Raw genomic sequence first — 18,350 nt, 5'->3', positions numbered from 1 at the left:
CTATCCGGCATGATCCCGGCGTAGGCAACCGAGAGCCGCAACATGCCAACCGTCAGGACAATCTTGCGGTGATCTGTGTCCATGGCCTTTGCACCCGCCATAGCCATGTGCACAGTGGGGCGGTGCGCTATCGCTGTTACGTCGACTGACAGGAGCTGGCTCGCAACGTGATTGCCGGCCCGTTCAGCGAGTACTTCGGCTCCTTGGATCAAGGGCAGTTAGGCTGATTGGTCGCCCATCGAGCCGATGAGCGCGACGTTCGGTTGAGGACGGGTGCTCTGCCGGCTCACGACGGCGGGCGTGAGCGTGCGGCAACGTGTTGATACCGAATTCGCGCGCATGATGTGCTTCTGTCCGGGGTGCCGTGCAGCATGGGTGCTGCGAAGGGAGGGAGGGCTGTGGACGCGTTTCGGGTACACGACCGGTTGATCAAGGACTACGCCGCGTTCAGCGAGGGGTTCGTTGAAATCCACGATGAGCGGATCCGTGCCAAGGTCGTGGAGGAGACAGCGCGCGGTGCTCAATGGCCGCCTCCCCATCTTGCGCTCAACCCTGCCTTTCAGCCGGGTGGAAGCGTCGACGAGTTGGTCGCGCATGGGATTCTTCACGAGGAGTGCGGGCGGGTTTTCCGGGTCAAGGAAGATGTTGCGGATACGGGAGCTCGGCCCATCACCCTGCACCAGCATCAGCGCGACGCGGTCGACGTCGCGCGGACCGGCGCTTCGTACGTCCTTACTACCGGGACGGGTTCAGGCAAGTCGCTCGCCTATATCGTCCCGATCGTCGACGCCGTTCTGCGTGAGGGATCCGGGCGAGGCGTCAGGGCCATCGTCGTCTACCCGATGAACGCCCTGGCAAACTCGCAACGCGAAGAACTGGCCAAGTTTCTGAGCCATGGGTACCCAGCTGGTCCTCCGGTCACGTTTGCCCGTTACACCGGCCAGGAGAGCGACGAGGAGCGGCGCCGGATCCTGGCTGATCCCCCGGACATTCTGCTGACCAACTATGTGATGCTTGAGTTGGTATTGACGCGGCCGGAGGAGCGTAAACACCTGATACGTGCTGCGAGTGGGTTGCGGTTCCTCGTTCTGGACGAGCTGCATACGTACCGTGGTCGGCAGGGTGCCGACGTGGCGATGCTCGTCCGTCGGGTCCGAGAAGCCTGCCACGCGCATGACACTCTCCAATGCATCGGCACGTCCGCGACCATGGCGAGTGGCGATACGATCGCCGATCAGCGTCAGGAGGTCGCCAGGGTAGCGACGCAGATATTCGGCACCGAGGTGGCGCCAAGGAACGTCATAACGGAAACTCTCGTCCGTGCTACGTCGGTTCGTGATCCAGATCCGGCTGATTTGAAGGCAGCTGTTAGGGCCCGCGGGGATGTGGAAGCAGATGACCCGTCGCTTCGTGCACCGTTCGAGTCGTTCCGCGCTGACCCACTTGCGGCGTGGATCGAAGCTGAGTTTGGCTTGATTCCGGAACCGGGTACCGGCATCCTCGTCCGGCGCAGCCCTCGCACTATCGTGGAGTCCGCGGAAACGCTTGCCCGTGTCACTGGTGAGCCGCTGGAGTCATGTGCGACTGCCATCAGGGCGACTCTGCTTGCCGGCTCACGCATCCGCGACGGCGAAACTAACAGACCCCTGTTTGCGTTCCGGTTGCACCAGTTCCTATCTAAGGGCGGCACGATCTTCGCGACTGCGGAGCGTGAGGACGTCAGAGAGATCACCACGCAGTACCAAGTCGTCTTGTCGGGTGAACCGGAGCGGCGACTGTTTCCGCTCGCGTTCTGCCGAGAGTGCGGTCAGGATTACTTGCTCGTCCGACAGGAGGAGACGGACGAGGGGGACACGGTTTTCCGGGCGCGGCATGCGTTGCGTCCCAGCGACGGCGCGGACGGCTATCTGTTCGTCTCCGCTGACCGGGAATGGCCCGCGAACCCGATCGCCGAGGGCCGGCTTCCCGGATCGTGGTTGACCCAGACGTCTTCGGGTCTTGAGGTGGTGAGGTACCGCCGTTCGTACGTTCCGCGCCGATGCTGGGTTGACGTGGACGGCACATCGTCACCGACCGATCCCGGGGACGGATCGACTCTTGCGGCGTGGATTCCCGGCACGTTTCGCTTCTGCTTGCGTTGTGGGGTTAGTTACGAGGCACCGAGGACGAACGAGTTCGCCAAGCTGGTCACGCTCGACCGAGAAGGTCGCAGCAGCGCGATGAGTGTTATCTCGGCGAGCATCTTGAGCACCCTGCGATCCATTAGTGATGACGATCTGCCCAGTGAGGCACGGAAACTCCTGACGTTTGTGGACAACCGTCAGGACGCCAGCTTGCAGGCAGGGCATTTCAACGATTTCGCCTTGATCGTGCAACTGCGCGCTGCCATCTACCGAGCCGCTCAAGAAGCACAGCGCGTAGGCAGCGACGGTTTGCACGCATTGGAGCTCGGCGAGGCTGTGACCCGGGCGTTGTCTCTCGATCCAGCTGAGTATGCACTGGCACCCGATGCAATCGTCGGGCGCCACCGCGTGCTGCGGGCTCTGAGGAACGTCGTCGAGTACCGAGCAATGCGCGACATGCAGGCGTCTTGGCGCATCACGCTCCCGAACCTGGAACGCACTGGTCTTCTGATCGTCGACTACCCAGACGTTGCGGAACTCGCCCAGATAGATGAGGTGTGGCAGGACACCCATCCCCGGCTGCGCTCAGCGGCACCGGGTTTGAGAGCTGAGCTTGCCCATGTGTTGTTGGACGAGATGCGACGTGTGCTTGCGATCGACTCGCATGCCTTGACTGATGAGTTCGTTCAGCGCCTGCGCCGTGAGAGCCGCGACAATCTGACCGGCCTATGGTCCGTCCCAGACAACGAGCCTGACCCTCCACTTGGGCTGGCTGTCGTAGGAGCGGGGTCGGGGTCGTATCGCAACAAACTGCATATGTCCGGACGTAGCGCCTATGGTCGCTGGCTACGTCAGGCCGAAAGATTCGGCGACGAGCTGAGTACGGAAGAAGCGACAGACATCATCGACGCGCTCGTGAGCCTACTAGCCGCTCAAGGCGTCGTGACCCAGGTCAATGCGGACGGCGACGTAGGTTATCGGCTGAACTCCTCGACGATGGTGCTGAGACCTGGAACCGGTGATCACGGAGTTCCCGATCCCGTACGCCGGCGATTCGAACCGGACCAGTCACCTCGGGTAGTGCCGTTCTTCCGTGACTTGTACCGGCAAGCAGGCACGGACCTGGCCGGATTGCGCGCGGCGGAGCACACAGCTCAAGTACGCGCCGAAGACCGGGAGGATCGGGAGCGGCGCTTTGGTGAGGCACGCACCCTGCCGCTGCTGTTCTGTTCACCCACGATGGAACTCGGTGTCGATATCCGTTCGCTCAATGCTGTAGCGATGCGGAACGTGCCCCCGACGCCGGCCAACTATGCGCAGCGCAGCGGTCGCGCCGGGCGCTCAGGGCAACCGGCCGTGGTGGTGACCTACTGCGCGAGCGGCAACAGCCATGACTCGTACTACTTCCAGCGGCCTCAGCTCATGGTCTCAGGACGTGTGCAACCGCCACGACTAGACCTCGCAAACGAAGACTTGATGCGTTCGCACGTGCACGCCGTATGGCTGGCCGAAACGGGCCAAGAGCTGGGCAGGTCACTGGCGGATGTCTTAGATCTCGGTGAGCCCGCCTATCCAGTGCGCGCGGAGCTCGCCGAAGGACTGCAAGACCAGGGTGCGCGCAAGCGAGCTGCCTCGACGGTTCGGGCACTGCTCGCGCCACTGCAAGAACAACTCGAACGTGCTCCATGGTGGACTGCGAGCTGGATCGACGACGTGATCGAAGGCGCATACAGCGCCTTTGATACGGCTTGCCAAAGGTGGCGCGATCTATACAGCGTAGTGGAGGCGGAGAGGCGCGAAGCCGATGCCATGGCGGGCAATGCCGCAGCCCGAAAAGCTGACCGGTTGGACGCAACTCAACGGTGGCGCGAAGCGATCCAGCGAATGAATCTCCTGCTCAACGAGACAAACGAGACTGGACAATCGGACTTTTACACCTACCGCTACCTGGCCAGCGAGGGATTCTTGCCGGGATACTCCTTCCCACGGCTGCCGCTATCCGCCTACATACCGGGCATGCAGGGACGGGAGAACACCTGGCTGCAGCGTCCGCGCTTTCTCGCCATTTCCGAGTTCGGCCCCGGTGCGTTGATCTACCACGAGGGTGCCCGCTATCAGGTGACTCGGGTGAACCTGCCCCGCCAAAGTCAGGGCACGGGCGGATCAGATGTCGTGCTGACGGAAGCGCGCGTATGCGAGGCTTGCGGCTACCACCATCTTCGCGGAGCCGGCACTGACGTATGTGAGCAATGTGCAGCCCCGCTCCGGGTGACTCTCAAGGGCATGTTGCACCTCCAGACTGTCGTGACCCGTCGGCGGCAGCGGATCAGTGCAGACGAGGAAGAGCGAAACCGGGTGGGCTTCGACCTGTTGACTACCTACCGGTTCGTACCTCGCGGAGGAAGGACTGGCCGCCTGACCGCCGAGGCGATCTCCTCGGACGGCACTCCTCTAGCGGAGCTGGCCTACGGCGACTCGGCGGAGATCCGCGTGATCAACCTGGGACGCAAGCGACGCCAGCACCAAGAATTACATGGCTTCCCCCTGGACCTCGTCCAAGGGCGCTGGCTAACGGAGAAGGACGTCGAAGAAGACGGGACCGATGACGACGAGCAGTTCGAGACCACGGCTGACAGCGTCCCCCGGAAGGCGCGGGTCGTCCCGTACGTGCAGGACCGCCGCAACATCTTGGTCGTTCGGTGGACTGGCTCCGTGACGGACGAGCAGGCCCGCACCCTCCAGTACGCCTTGGAACGCGGCATCGAAGCGACGTTCCAGCTTGAGGACTCCGAACTGCTCAGTGAGCAGCTACCCGACAGCGATGGACGAGGCAGGATCCTGTACGTCGAGGCGGCCGAAGGCGGAGCCGGTGTTTTGCGTCGATTGCAGGCCGAGCCCGACGCCTTGGCGGCCGCGGCCAGGGAAGCACTTCGCATCATCCACGTGGACCCGGACAACGGCGAGGACTTCGAGGACGCATGTGTCCGGGGCTGTTATCGGTGCCTCTTGTCATACGGCAATCAGCTCTACCACGAGCAGATCGACCGAAGAGAGGTCATCGACACGTTGAGGTCGCTCGTCGGCGGTTCCACGAATCCTCACGCGGACAGTCCTGGTGAGAGTTCCAAGCCTTGGGAGGATCTCCCCTTGTCTGACATCGAGGGTCGCTTGCGAGAAGTGCTCGAAATAGTCCGCGAGTCCGGGGCACGGCGTCCGGACCGTATCGACTCGGAGGTCGACGGAGTACAGGTCGACCTCGTCTACGAGACCGCGGCCGTCCCGTCGGTCGTCGTGATAGATACCGAACACGAAACACGCGACATCAGTGCTTTGGCGTTTGGCGGGTGGAATGTGATCCGTATCGGCTGGTTTGACGATCCAGCAGAGGTCATATCCGAGAATCGTTCTGTGTTCTATGAGGGGGTTGCGTGACGGTCCAGAAGGAGTTCCCGGTTGGCTCGCTTGTGCGGGCGCGGGGGCGCGAATGGGTGGTGCTTCCGGACAGCGACGACGCCGTGCTCGTGGTGCGTCCGTTAGGTGGCGGTGATGCGGATGTGGCGGGTGTGCTGCGTGGAATCGAGCAGATTGAGAGCGCGTCGTTTCCGCCTCCTCGCCCCGACGACCTCGGCGACGACCGCAGTGCTCGGTTACTTCGTGACGCCTTGCGGATCGGATTCCGTTCCAGCGGGGGGCCGTTTCGGAGCCTGGCTGGGCTGGCTGTGGAACCGCGACCGTACCAGCTTGTTCCTCTCCTGCTAGCGCTGCGACAAGAGACGGTGCGCTTGCTGATCGCCGATGACGTAGGTGTCGGCAAGACCGTTGAGGCAGGCCTCGTTGCGGCTGAACTCCTTGCTCAAGGGTCGGCTCGCGGCCTGACGGTCGTATGCCCGCCGAGCCTTGCAGAGCAGTGGCGAGAAGAGCTCTCGACGAAGTTTGGCATGCAGCCAGAGCTGGTCTTGCGTGGGACCGTATCGCGTCTTGAACGTGGCCTGGAATACGGGCAGTCGATCTTCGAGCGCTACCCGGTAACAGTGGTGTCGACCGACTTCATCAAGGCCGACCGGAGACGAGATGATTTCCTCCGGGCAGCCCCGGACCTGGTCATTGTCGATGAAGCCCACGCGTCGGTCACCGACGACGCGGGCAGGGGAACCAGAGGCCGCACCCAGCGATACCGGCTGTTGCTGGAGCTTGCCGACGACCCCGCACGTCACCTGATACTCGTGACTGCCACGCCGCACAGCGGAAACGAGGGTTCGTTTCGCAACCTCGTAGGGCTCCTCGACCCCGAACTGAAGACGGCTGACCTGCGCCAGGAGCGCGCACGGGCGCTGCTGGCGACTCACATGGTGCAGCGTCGTCGTGCTGACATCCGTCACTACGTGAACGCTGACACGAAGTTCCCGTCGGATCGCACGACGAGGGAACGCGCCTACAAGCTGTCGCCGCAGTACCGTGCGCTTTTCGATGATGTCCTCGCGTACGTGCGAGGGCGGGTGCAGGACCGCACGGGGACCCAGCTGGAACAGCGAGTGCGCTGGTGGTCCGCGCTCTCTCTGCTGCGCACCCTCGCCTCATCACCAGCTGCGGCGGCCGCGACCCTTGAGGTGCGCGCATCGGCCGCTGGAGCTGAGAGCATCGATGCCGCGGACGCTTTGGGCGCGGCCGATGTTTTGGACAGCGCCGACGACGATGCCCTTGACGGGGCGGACGCTGTGCCAGGCGCCATAGCGGCCGATGATGAAACAGCTGAAAGCCGGGAGAGCCGAATACTGCGAGCGTTCCGGAAGAGAGCTTTGGCGATGCCCGTGGACGAGGACGTCAAGCTCTCCACCCTGGTCACGACGCTCAACGGCCTGTTGAAGGACGGCTTCCACCCGGTCGTGTTCTGCCGCTTCATCCAAACCGCCGAGTACGTCACCGAGCACCTGCGCCAGAAGTTACGAGGCGTCACTATCGAAGTTGTCACCGGAACACTCGCCCCCGATGATCGGGCGGCCCGCGTGACCCAGCTATCCGAAGCTGCTCATGGTGCGCCGAAGGTTCTGGTCGCGACCGACTGCCTGTCCGAGGGCATCAATCTACAACGTGACTTCCAGGCTGTTGTCCACTACGACCTGGCCTGGAACCCCACTCGACATGAGCAAAGAGAAGGCCGTGTGGATCGCTTCGGTCAGCCGGCAGAGACTGTGCGAGCCGTGACTATCTATGGCGAGGACACGGGCATCGACGGGATTGTGCTCGATGTGCTGCTGCGCAAGCACGAAGCCATCCGGCGAGACCTCGGCGTGAGTGTCCCTGTGCCCAGTCAAAGCGATCAGGTGCTCAGCGCGCTGGTTGAAGGCGTTCTGCTTCGCGGCCGGGAGTCTGAACAGCTCGCCCTCGATATCGAAGGTCGTGGTGAAGCGGACCAGCTGGAGGAGGAGTGGCGCAGCACCGCTGAGCAGGAAAAGCAAAGCCGTACCCGGTTTGCACAGCGCTCCATTCACGAGGCCGAGGTGATGCGCGAGGTTCAGGCGGCACGACAGGCACTGGGTAGTCCCGACGATGTCGACGCATTCGTCCGAGCGGCGTTGCACGAGCTGGGCGCGGACCTGTGGACGGCCGAGTATGGCTTTCGGGTTGAGTTGGCGGGATTGCCGGTGGGGCTACGCGACGCACTTGGACGGACGGAATCGCAGATCGACTTCTACCGGGACCTGCCGGCACCACGCGCAGCGTCCGTCTTGTTCCGGACAGACCCCCGCGTCACCGCACTCGCACGTTACACGCTCGACGCCGCCCTGGACGACGCACTCCCACCCGAGAACAGACCCGCAAGGCGGTGCGGGGTAATTACCAGTGCAGAGATCGAGCAGCCGACCGTGGCGCTCCTGACACGATTCCGCATCCATGTCACGCTGCCAGGAAGGAACGTTACCGAGACTCACGTTGCGGAGGAAGCACGAGTGCTCGCGTTCACCGGGCCCCCGACCGCGCCGAACTGGCTCGGCCAGGACGCCGTCGAGCAGCTCCTCGATTCACGACCGACAGCAAACATCCCCGAAGACGTGGCACGGAACATGATCGGTCATGTGCTCGATGCTCTACCGGACATGACTCCGCTGCTTAACGAGCAGGCCCAGGCTATCGCCGAGGAACTGCGCGAAGCTCACATCCGAGTCCGTACCGCCGCTAGGGGAGAACGTGCCGGGGCGCTCGGTGTCCGAGGGCTTGAGGTTCGGCCGCAACTTCCCGTGGACATTCTTGGTGTGTATGTGTACCGGCCGGCGGGAGGACAACGATGAGCCAGGTAAACGGCCTTCAGGCGATCCGTTCCGTCGGCGGAATCGTCCCGCCGTCGATGCTGGAACGGATCCGATCGAACGCGGTTGACCAGGCCAGCCTTGCGCCGACGTCGTACCACCTGGCGAGCGGTGAGAACCTGCGCGACGCGGCGAGCCGGGCCTGGCAGTATCTCCGCGGGGCATACACAGGCTGGCGGCAGGCGCAGAAGCGTCAGCCAGCGGGCATGGACGATACTCGTGCGCAAACTACACGTGAGCGGTGGCTGCAAGTGCTCTTGCGGGAGTTCGGGTACGGCCAAGTTCCCACCGTCGCCGGTGGCTTCACCATCGGCGACCAGGAATATCCTGTCTCGCATCGGTGGGACCACGTGCCCATCCACCTCCTCGGGCCAGGTGTCGACCTCGACAAGCGCAGCCCAGGCGTCGCGGGTGCAGCCCGGCAGCCACAAGCCATGGTCCAGGAATTCCTCAACCGCACCGACGGGCACCTGTGGGCGATCCTGTCGAACGGCCGCAAGCTTCGGCTCCTGCGTGACTCGACGGCACTGTCCGGTGCCGCCTACCTTGAGATCGACCTTGAGGCCATATTCGACGGTGAGCTCTTCTCCGAGTTCTTGCTCTTCTGGCAGCTCGCCCACGTATCCAGACTGGAGAAGCGCAACGGACCGGAGGCGGCGCCGGCGGACTGCTGGCTGGAATCTTGGCGCAACGACGCTGTGGCGGCCGGAGCCCGCGCCTTGGATCAGCTGCGCGTCGGTGTGGAAGCAGCAATCGCCGCACTAGGCACTGGATTTATCCGGCACCCGAGAAACAGCTGGCTCGTCGATGCGCTGCGAACGGAAGGACAGCTGTCTAACGCCGACTATCAGCGAGCCCTGCTGCGACTCGTCTATCGGCTGCTATTCGTCTTCGTTGCCGAAGACCGCGATGCGCTGCTCGATCCCGCAGCGTCCGTCTCCGCACATGAGCGGTATGCCAAATACTTCAGCACGGCAAGGCTACGCCGCCTAGCGCGGGTACGTGCCGGAGGACCTCATAGCGACCTATGGGACGCCCAGGTGCTGGTGCTTTATGCCCTGGGCGGTGACGGCGCAACTACCGGACTTGGTGAACCGGCCATTGGTCTTCCTGCACTCGGAGGCTTATTCGACCCTGACCGCCGACTCACACCTGTCCAAGGCGCACCCGACCCAGACCTGCTGTTGGGTGCATCACTGCGCAATGAAGACTTCCTCGCAGCGATACGAGCGCTCAGCTGGATCGAAGGACCGGGTGGCCGAGTCCAACCAGTCGACTACCGCAATCTCGACTCCGAAGAACTCGGCAGCGTCTACGAATCGCTGCTGGAACTGGTGCCGCGAGTCGACCTCGGCCAACAGATCTTCACCCTGGAGCGCGTCTCAGGAAACGAACGAAAGACCACAGGCTCCTACTACACGCCACCCGCACTCGTGAACTCGCTCCTGGACACCGCCCTCGACCCGTTGCTCGACCGAGCAGTCAAAGAAGCGGTAGACCACAGCGACGCCGAACGCCGACTGCTCAAGCTCACCGTCTGCGACCCCGCTTGTGGATCCGGGCACTTCCTTGTCGCCGCGGCACGCCGGATCGCCAAGCGACTCGCCGGGGTGCGAGCCACTGACGACGAGCCGACAGCGGCCGACGAGTACCACGCACTACGCGAAGTCGTCGGACAATGTATCTACGGCGTCGACATGAACGACCTGGCCGCAGAGCTCGCCAAGGTATCCCTATGGATGGCCGCCCTTGAGCCAGGTAAACCCCTTGGCTTCCTCGATGCCCACATCAAGGTCGGCAACTCGCTGCTCGGTGCCACGCCGAAACTTCTCGCCGACGGCGTCCCGGACGCGGCGTTCAGTGCGATCCTGACGGGCGATGACAAGAAGATCGCTAAAACCATGAAAGCCACCAACGCGAAACAGCGACGTGATCGGGAGCACGGATGGCTTCGACTCGATGACGACGACCTAGGCGTGACAACGTCGACACTTGCCAAGTCCCTGGGCACCGCGAACGGCGGCCTGGCTGAGTCCGCCAACGAGACGCGCGGCTTGGCGGCGTCGTACTTCGCCGCCGATGAATCGGACCAGGTGCGGCACGCCAGGCAACTCGCAGACGCGTGGTGCGCCGCCTTCGTATGGCACAAGACTGAGGGCGCGCCTCCACCGCCCACCGAGGACTGGCTACACGAGGCTGCCGCTGCTGACGGTCCGCGTCAGGATGTCACGGCAAATGAAATCGCGCGCCTGGCCGAGCAGTATCGCTTCCTCCACTGGCACATTGAATTCCCTGACATCTTTGACGTGGAGGGAGAACTAGGCCCGGACGGATGGTCCGGGGGATTCTCGTGCGTACTCGGCAACCCACCCTGGGAGCACACGGAACTCAAAGAGCAGGAATTCTTCGCCGCACGAGATCCCGAGATTGCGAGCGCGACGGGTGCGAAGCGTAAGCAGCTAATCAACGACCTCGTACAGGGCGACCCAGCATTATGGGAAGAATTCGTTGCGGCCAAGCGTCGCGAGGACGGCGTCCGCGCCTTCACACGTACGAGCGGGCGATACGAACTCACGGGACGGGGGCGGATCAACACGTATGCAATTTTCGCCGAAGCAGACCGATCATTGATCGATCCCGCCGGCCGACTCGGGGTCATTCTTCCCACAGGAATAGCAACTGACGCCACTACACAGTACTTCTTCCGAGACCTGGTGGAAACAGCATCGCTCGCGAGCCTTTTCGACTTCGAAAATGCAAAGCCAGTCTTTGCAGGCGTGCACCGGTCGTTCAAGTTCTGTCTACTCACCCTCGCCGGGCGAGACGAGCACGAAGCAGCGGCGGATTTCGCGTTCTTCGTGCATGACGCCACTGAGCTTGACGAACCAGGCAAACGATTCGCGTTGACACCCGACGAGATCAAACTCCTCAACCCCAACACCGGCACCTGCCCAGTCTTTCGCAGCCGCAGCGATGCCGAGATCACCCTAGGCATCTACCGCCGCGTGCCGATCTTGGTCCGTGAGGGCGATCCAGACGGTAATCCATGGGGCGTTTCGTTTATGCAGGGCTTGTTCAACATGACTTCGGACTCCGACAAGTTCCACACCCGCGAGGAACTCGAAGCCGACGGATGGAAACGGCACGGCAACATCTTCACCAAGGACAACGCCCGCATGCTCCCGCTGTACGAGGCGAAGATGCTCCATCACTATGACCATCGCTGGGCGACATATGAGCGCGATGGCTCCACACGCGAGGTAACTCTCGACGAGAAGGACGATTCAACCTTCGTGGCGCTTCCTCGCTACTGGGTCGCCGAGAAGCAGGTAGGAGAACGGCTCAATGGCCGCTGGGATCGAGACTGGCTACTCGGCTGGCGTAACGTCTGCCGGAGCACGGATGAACGAACGACCATCGGCTTCGCATTCTCTCGGGCGGCGGTGGGGCACTCAACGCCGCTAATTCTCGGAACCCCTCCGATCTTTCTCGATGCTTTGGCATCATTTGCGTTGGACTATGTCGCACGCCAAAAGTTGGGAGGGACGAATTTCACGTTCAACTACTTCCAACAATTGGCGGTTCCTGCGCGAAAATCTCTGCATGTGAAGTGTGAGTGGTTCTCTCGTTACAGCGTTGCACAGTGGATCTCTGCCCGGGCGGCTGAGTTAGCATGGACGGCTTGGGACATGGAAGGGTTCGCGCGGGACATTGGGGACGGTGGTCCACCGTTTAGATGGATTCCGGAGCGACGGCGCTTGATTCGTGCTGAGTTGGACGCTGCGATGTTCCATTTATATGGGCTGGATCGCGATGAAGTTGATTACGTGATGGATACGTTTCCGATCGTCCGGCGCAAGGATGAGGCGGCGCATGGTGAGTACCGGACTAAGCGGTTGATCCTTGAGGTCTATGACGCGATGGCTGAGGCGATACGGACCGGCGTTCCTTACCAGTCGATTGTCGATCCGGAACCGGGGCAAGGCCCGCGCCATCCGGAGTCGTCCAGGCCAGACTGGGCGACACCATTACCCCTGCCGGAGGAGGCGGACGAGCAGTGACCGAGTCGACCGACCGTGTTCTGATCCCGAAGCCGTCGGATAAGCGGGTCCGGACTGTGGCTAGACGCATGATTGAGTCCGGGCTGGGAACAGGTGCATCCTTTTTCGCGCCGCAGGTTGGGGCGTGGTCTGCGGAGGTCGTCAACGATCTTCGTGAACGTTACAACGATCGGCCTGATGTGAGCGGTGACGCGTTCATCGTGAAGCTTGAACGCCAGCTCAAGGGCGCGCCGGACTCGACGATCTTGCTGGCGGCCGAGCTGTTGACGGTGCATGCGTTGCCTTTGGCCAACCTAACTCAAGAGTCGAAACGTCGACGGATCGAAACGGTGTTGGGATGGATGCAGCACAGCCCGACATTGCCGTCCGAAGTAGTCGAAGCTTTCGCCGAGGGCAGTTGGCACGGCGGCCAAGGCGCTCATCAGCATATCTGGCGGTGGCTGGCACACCTGGTCGAGTTTCTCCAACATTGGTGGGAACTGGAAGAGTTGCAGCGGCAAAAAGCATTGAATGATCCGTGGGAATGGCGTAATGCGGTCCGTGCGACAGAAGTGCTGCCATCCTTGCGGGAGTGCCTGCTCTACTTTGGCTTTCCGCACCATTTCCTCCCGATCATCAACGTGGACGACAAACAGCGAATACTCAAGTCGTTCTCTGATGAGGCGGCGCGGTCAGGCGACCAGGACCGTGACCTGTTCGAACTCACGTTACGGTTACAGGAACGGCACGGCGGATACTTCGACTACTACGCCAGCCCTTATGTCGAGCAGTGGCGTCCTGACAGGGACCGGTCCACTCGGCGTGCATGGTTGGTCCGGCCACGACGGCCGCAGGGTGGGGAGGATGCGCTCGTTGAGCGTTGGCGGCGGGAAGGGTTCGTGTCCTTGGCGGCGACGCACCTTGGCGTCGTCGAGCCTGGAAGCGACCGGCACCAGGTGGCCGCTGCGGTCGAAGAGGGGTATCAACACACGGACTACGCACAGCGGTTGCAACTCACGACGGAGTACCACATCTTCTTGACCCGGATGGCGTCGGACGACGTAGTCGTGACCATTGTCGATGGCCAGGTGTGGATCGGTCAGGTGACGGGCGATGCGACGTATTCCGACTCTGACGAAGGTCGGTTGAGACGCCCGACGGAATGGGCTGATCAATCCTTCGACGTTGACCAACTGCCCGCCCCTCTGGCCGCCGACATCGATCAGCAGGGCGCAGTGGTCGACTTGACCGGAGCGCTCGACGCGCTGCTTAGCCTGGTCGAAGCAGAAGATCAGGCGGAACCGCATGACGAAGCACCAGCGCTGCAGTTCGAAGTGGACGTCCCATCGCTGCGCTCTGCGAATGCTGAACTCGCCATGCGCCTCCACATCGAACAGGAATGGCTGCAGGAATCGCTGGACGTCCTGCAGGACCGGCAACAGGTGATCTTCTACGGTCCTCCAGGTACCGGAAAGACATACTTGGCCCGGGCGCTCGCCCGACACGTCACCGATCCGGACGCGGTGCGGCTCGTACAGTTTCATCCGTCGTATACATACGAGGACTTCTTCGAGGGATACCGGCCCGTATCTGGTGCGGACGGAACAGTCGGGTTTCAGCTTCAGCCTGGGCCGCTCCGGCAGATCGCCTCCGAGGCTCGCGACGATCCGGGGCGTCCGTACGTGCTCATTGTGGACGAGATCAACCGAGCCAATCTCGCCAAGGTGTTCGGTGAGCTGTACTACCTGTTGGAGTACCGACGCGATTCAGTACGCCTGCAATACTCGCCCGGCGAGTCATTCACCTTGCCACCCAACGTGTTTGTCGTCGGCACGATGAACACCGCGGACCGTTCCATTGCACTGGTGGATGCTGCGATCCGTCGCCGCTTCGCGTTCATTGAGCTTCATCCTGACGAGCCTCCAGTCCGCGACTTGTTGAGGAACTGGTTGCATGCGAACCACAAGGATCTTGACCGTGCGTTTCTGTTGGATGCGTTGAATGACGCCATCGGCGCGGAGGATCGTGACTTCAAGATCGGACCGTCGTACCTTATGACGGCAGATACTGAACGCGAAGGCGGCCTGGCGCGGATCTGGGAGTACTCCATCCTGCCGCTACTCCAGGAGCACTATTACGGCCGCCTGGGCCGCGATCAGGTTCGCGCGCGATACGGGTTGGCGTCGATTCAAGCCCGGATTGCCGCGCAAATCGAACAGAAGATCCGTGATGACAGCCTGCCGGGACAGGGGACAGACGATCCGGACAGCGCCAGGGGTCCAAGCGATGAGGCTTGAGCTATGGGAGCACGGCGCGTCACTCGATGCACGTCTGCCTGGCTCAGTGGCCCAGGCGCTAGTGAATGACAACCTCGTGGACATCGTGCCCTTGGGCGATGATCACTGGCGGTTGATTCCGGGCGACCGAGTCGGCGCCTTGCGTTTCGGGGAGTTCCAGGTCATCGTCCAACCCAAGATTGGCCCTAGAAATCTCCTTTTCCTTCTTGGCTATGCGGCAGATCCAGGCTTCCGGGCTGAGGATGTCGGGGGCGTTGAACAGACTGACATGCTGCCCGTCGTCGCGGAGTTTCTAGCCCGCCAGACGGAGCACGCCATCCGATCTGGCATCCTGCAAGGATATGTCACCTACGACGACTCCTTGATGTTGGTTCGGGGACGGATCAGAACAGCTGACCATATGTCCAAGCGAGCTGGGATGACGCTCCCAGTAGAAGTCACCTACGACGAGTACTCGGTAGACATAGCCGAGAACCGGATCCTGCGAAGCGCGATCAGGCGGATGCTTGCCGTGCCCCGCCTTGACGCCTCAGTTCGACGGCGGCTGTCACACGCCGATGGCCGGCTGGACGGAGTCGTGCCGATTACGCCCGGACAATCGCCGCCGGCGTGGTTGCCTTCCCGCCTCAACGAGCGGTACAAGCCGGCGCTCCGAATCGCAGAGATCGTGCTGCGTCACCTCTCAGCGACCATAGGCCCAGGAGAGGTACCGGTCGCCAGCTTCGTAGTGAACATGGCAAAGGTGTTCGAAGACTTCGTCACGGTTGCACTGCAGGAAGCCGCCGCCGAACACCGTGGGTTGATGGCCCCGCAATATCCAGTGGATCTTGCACGTGGGGGTGGGGTAACCATGCGCCCGGACGTTGTGCATGTAGTCAACGGAGAACCACAGGCCGTGTTCGACGCCAAATACAAGATCGAACGAGATGACCGGGGCGTGCCGAACGCGGACATCTATCAAATGCTCGCCTATTGCACCGCTCTCCAGTTACGTCGCGGCTACCTCGTCTATGCCAAAGGCGCAGCCGCACCCGTCGTACACGAAATAGTGAACACCGACCCCAGCGTCGAGGTCGTCCAGTACCCGCTCGACCTATCAGGTTCACCTCAACAAATCCTCGACGCCGCCAACCAGCTCGTTCATGCGGCGCTTCCCGCGGCGGCGTAAATTCGCGGATTCCAGGCGAGCGCCGAGCGCGAGGTTGGTGAATCCGAACTTCACGTCGTCGATAGGGCCCGACGATGCGAGCTTCGGATATCGAGGAGCGCCGTCATCTGCAGTTTCTAGCTTGCATGAACGATCTTGATGGCAACTTGTGAAGACACAGATATCTTCCGAATATACGCAGCTCGTCATCGAGTAGCGGTCATCTCGTTGAGGCGCTTTGGGCATCGATTTGTGGTGTCTCGGGGTGGGCGATCAAGGATGATGGTGCGCCAACCCACCCGAGCCAGAGGGCATCGCGGGCCCTGGTCATGGCGACGAAGAGACGTCGGCGGAGCAATGCAATTCGTTCGGCATACGTCTTGTCGTCCTCGTTGCGTCGCTGTGCTTCGCTGAGCCCGTCGAGATCAAGCCGTGGAAGGTAGACACGCTTGAACTCAAGACCTTTGGCGCGCTGATACGTCCCCACCTTCACGTGAGAGTTCGGATGGCCGTCGTAATGCTCTAGCTTCTGCGTGGTGAGGCCGATTTGGCTGATACGGCTGACGTATTCGGCGACGAGCCGATTCGTTGGGACCAGCACGGCCACATCTCCTTGGCCACAGCCGGCGTCGATGGCCGCTTCGATGTCGGCGGCGAGAGCGAGATCGTGGTCGTCACTTGTCTCGAAGCCACATCGGACAGGTTCGGAACCGTCGCGCATCACTTGGATCTCACGCTTGCCGGGTTCGAGGATCTCACCTCCGTCGTCGAACTCCTCGTGCTCGACAACTCTGAATGCCGCATCCACGATCTGTCGGGTATTGCGGTAGTTCTTCGTCAGCCGCGTTGCACGTCCCCGTACATCTACGCCGAGCGAGGCGAGATTGTACCCCCCTGGGTAGATCGATTGCTGACCGTCTCCAACAAGGAGAAGCCCGTTCTCTCGGTCACCTACAGCCGCGTGGAGGAGCCTGATTGAGACCTCGGTGAGATCTTGTGCCTCATCGGCGATGATCGCAGTGTAGGGGAGTGTGATCTCGCTATCTCGGACAAGCTTGTACGCGGTGGTCAACACGTCGTTGAAGTCGTGGACGCCGGCATTCTGCAGTTCCGTCTCGTAGGACTCGTACAGCGACCACACATCCGTCCGGAGTTCCTTGGACAGCGGAGTGCCGCGGCCACTGCGCTGAAGACCGAGGTAGTCGTCAAGCGATCCCAGCGCGCGGCCTTTCACCAGCCAGTCGATCTCCTCCCTCAGATAACTCCGTGTCAAGGACGCGCGCTGCAGTGGTGAGGTGTCGGTCAAAACGCGATCACAAGCCCGCTTCCATGCTCGGTCTACCTTGCTCAGGTCGATATTCATTCCCCGCCCTGCGCGTCCGAGCAGACCTAGAGCCCACGCGTGGATGTTCTTGAACTCGACACGTTGGCGTTCATCGGGCGCGAACCTGCTGAATATGTGTTCGAGCACGGCTGGGATGGACCGTATGAACGTTGTGAAGAGGACCTTGCTGTCCCCAGCTTCGCGAGCCATCTCTCGTGCTCGGTGAAGGGCGACGACTGTCTTGCCGGTTCCTGCGGCGCCTCGGATGCGGGCCGGGCCGTTGAATCGTCGATCGACCAAGCCCTGCTGGGAAGGGTCCAGGTAGACCATCCAGTCTTCGATTGGCGCAGCCAGGATTCGCGCCAGCTCGTCTGCGGTGACCGGCACGAACTCGTCACGAGAGCCCGGTTGGTCGAGTGCGGATACGAGCGTACGTTCTTCGGCTTCGTCGGCGAGGAAGAACCCATCATCGACCCTGGTTGCCTCTTCACGTTCTTTGGCTTGACGTGCTTCGATGGCTGCTTGCTCGCCCTGCGGATTGCCGTGAGCCAGCACGTTGTAGGCGAGGGTGAATGCTTCCGGTCGCATTCGCGGCTCAAGGTCCAGCAAGGAGTCCTCGTTGTCGAGCCGACGGAGCACGGGCACTTCATGCTGCCGAAAACCAAGGCCCAGCAAATCACGATCATTCCAGGCCATGAACAGGCTGCCTTCAACCTGCCGGCGTTCTTCGTACGGCTGCTGTCCTTCCGTAGCAGGGTCTATGTCGTAGACGCGTAAGACGTTCTGCTGGTCATCGATTTCAAGCTTGAGACGTTCCGCGCGCCGGTACGCGGCGTCGTGCTCATCGACCACGAGAAGGATGATGACCCGCTTGATCAACCGCCAGATCAGCCGGTGGCCGCGGTTGCCGACGTAAGACGTGTAGGTGCCGGCCGGGCAGTTCTTGACCGCATGGGTTTGAAGTCGTGGGTTCTGGAAGGGCTGAGATGTCAACTCGGTGGTAGTTACGAGTAACGACGCGAGCACGTCGGGTCGGTGCTCGAACTTGCGGATCGAATCCGTGTAGGGCTTGGTCAATCGAATGTCGTACATGCCCGACCCCCTCCGTCGTGCC

6 protein-coding genes are annotated in these 18,350 nt (G+C 62.0%); 5 read left to right on the top strand and 1 reads right to left on the bottom strand.

The window, feature by feature from the left end:
- Positions 1-398 precede the first annotated feature (398 nt).
- The 5 genes from G1H10_RS13340 (at position 399) to G1H10_RS13320 (ending at position 15,933) form a co-directional block, all read left to right on the top strand.
- Positions 399-5,555, top strand: coding sequence for a DEAD/DEAH box helicase family protein (locus G1H10_RS13340; protein ID WP_163738233.1), 5,157 nt, complete (start codon positions 399-401; stop codon positions 5,553-5,555).
- The gene (locus tag G1H10_RS13335; protein WP_163738230.1) at positions 5,552-8,410 is read left to right on the top strand and encodes a DUF8741 domain-containing protein; all 2,859 of its coding nucleotides are present in this window, start codon (positions 5,552-5,554) and stop codon (positions 8,408-8,410) included. Before G1H10_RS13340 ends, G1H10_RS13335 begins: the two co-directional genes overlap by 4 nt.
- The gene (locus tag G1H10_RS13330) at positions 8,407-12,489 is read left to right on the top strand and encodes an Eco57I restriction-modification methylase domain-containing protein (protein WP_163738227.1); all 4,083 of its coding nucleotides are present in this window, start codon (positions 8,407-8,409) and stop codon (positions 12,487-12,489) included. Before G1H10_RS13335 ends, G1H10_RS13330 begins: the two co-directional genes overlap by 4 nt.
- On the top strand, positions 12,486-14,765 hold the full coding sequence (locus G1H10_RS34535; protein ID WP_216853230.1) for an McrB family protein: 2,280 nt from the start codon (positions 12,486-12,488) through the stop codon (positions 14,763-14,765). The genes G1H10_RS13330 and G1H10_RS34535 overlap by 4 nt, the downstream gene beginning before the upstream one ends.
- Positions 14,766-14,841: 76 nt before the next feature.
- Complete coding sequence (locus tag G1H10_RS13320) at positions 14,842-15,933, top strand: McrC family protein (protein ID WP_163738224.1); 1,092 nt, start codon at positions 14,842-14,844, stop codon at positions 15,931-15,933.
- 199 nt (positions 15,934-16,132) lie between these two features.
- Here the strand turns inward: G1H10_RS13320 and G1H10_RS13315 are convergent, their stop codons facing one another.
- Positions 16,133-18,328 carry a UvrD-helicase domain-containing protein gene (locus G1H10_RS13315; protein ID WP_163738222.1) on the bottom strand — a complete coding sequence of 732 codons (2,196 nt, stop codon included), beginning with the start codon at positions 18,326-18,328 and terminating at the stop codon, positions 16,133-16,135.
- Between the last annotated feature and the right edge of the window lie 22 nt (positions 18,329-18,350).

Origin of the sequence: Phytoactinopolyspora halotolerans (assembly GCF_010550675.1) — a bacterium.
Taxonomy (GTDB): domain Bacteria; phylum Actinomycetota; class Actinomycetes; order Jiangellales; family Jiangellaceae; genus Phytoactinopolyspora; species Phytoactinopolyspora halotolerans.
This window is presented reverse-complemented; position numbering and strand designations above follow the sequence as displayed.

Excerpts from the sequence above, each read along its gene's own strand:
- G1H10_RS13315 (WP_163738222.1), bottom strand. The coding sequence starts at position 18,328 with ATGTACGACATTCGATTGACCAAGCCCTACACGGATTCGATCCGCAAG.
- G1H10_RS13330 (WP_163738227.1), top strand. The coding sequence starts at position 8,407 with ATGAGCCAGGTAAACGGCCTTCAGGCGATCCGTTCCGTCGGCGGAATC.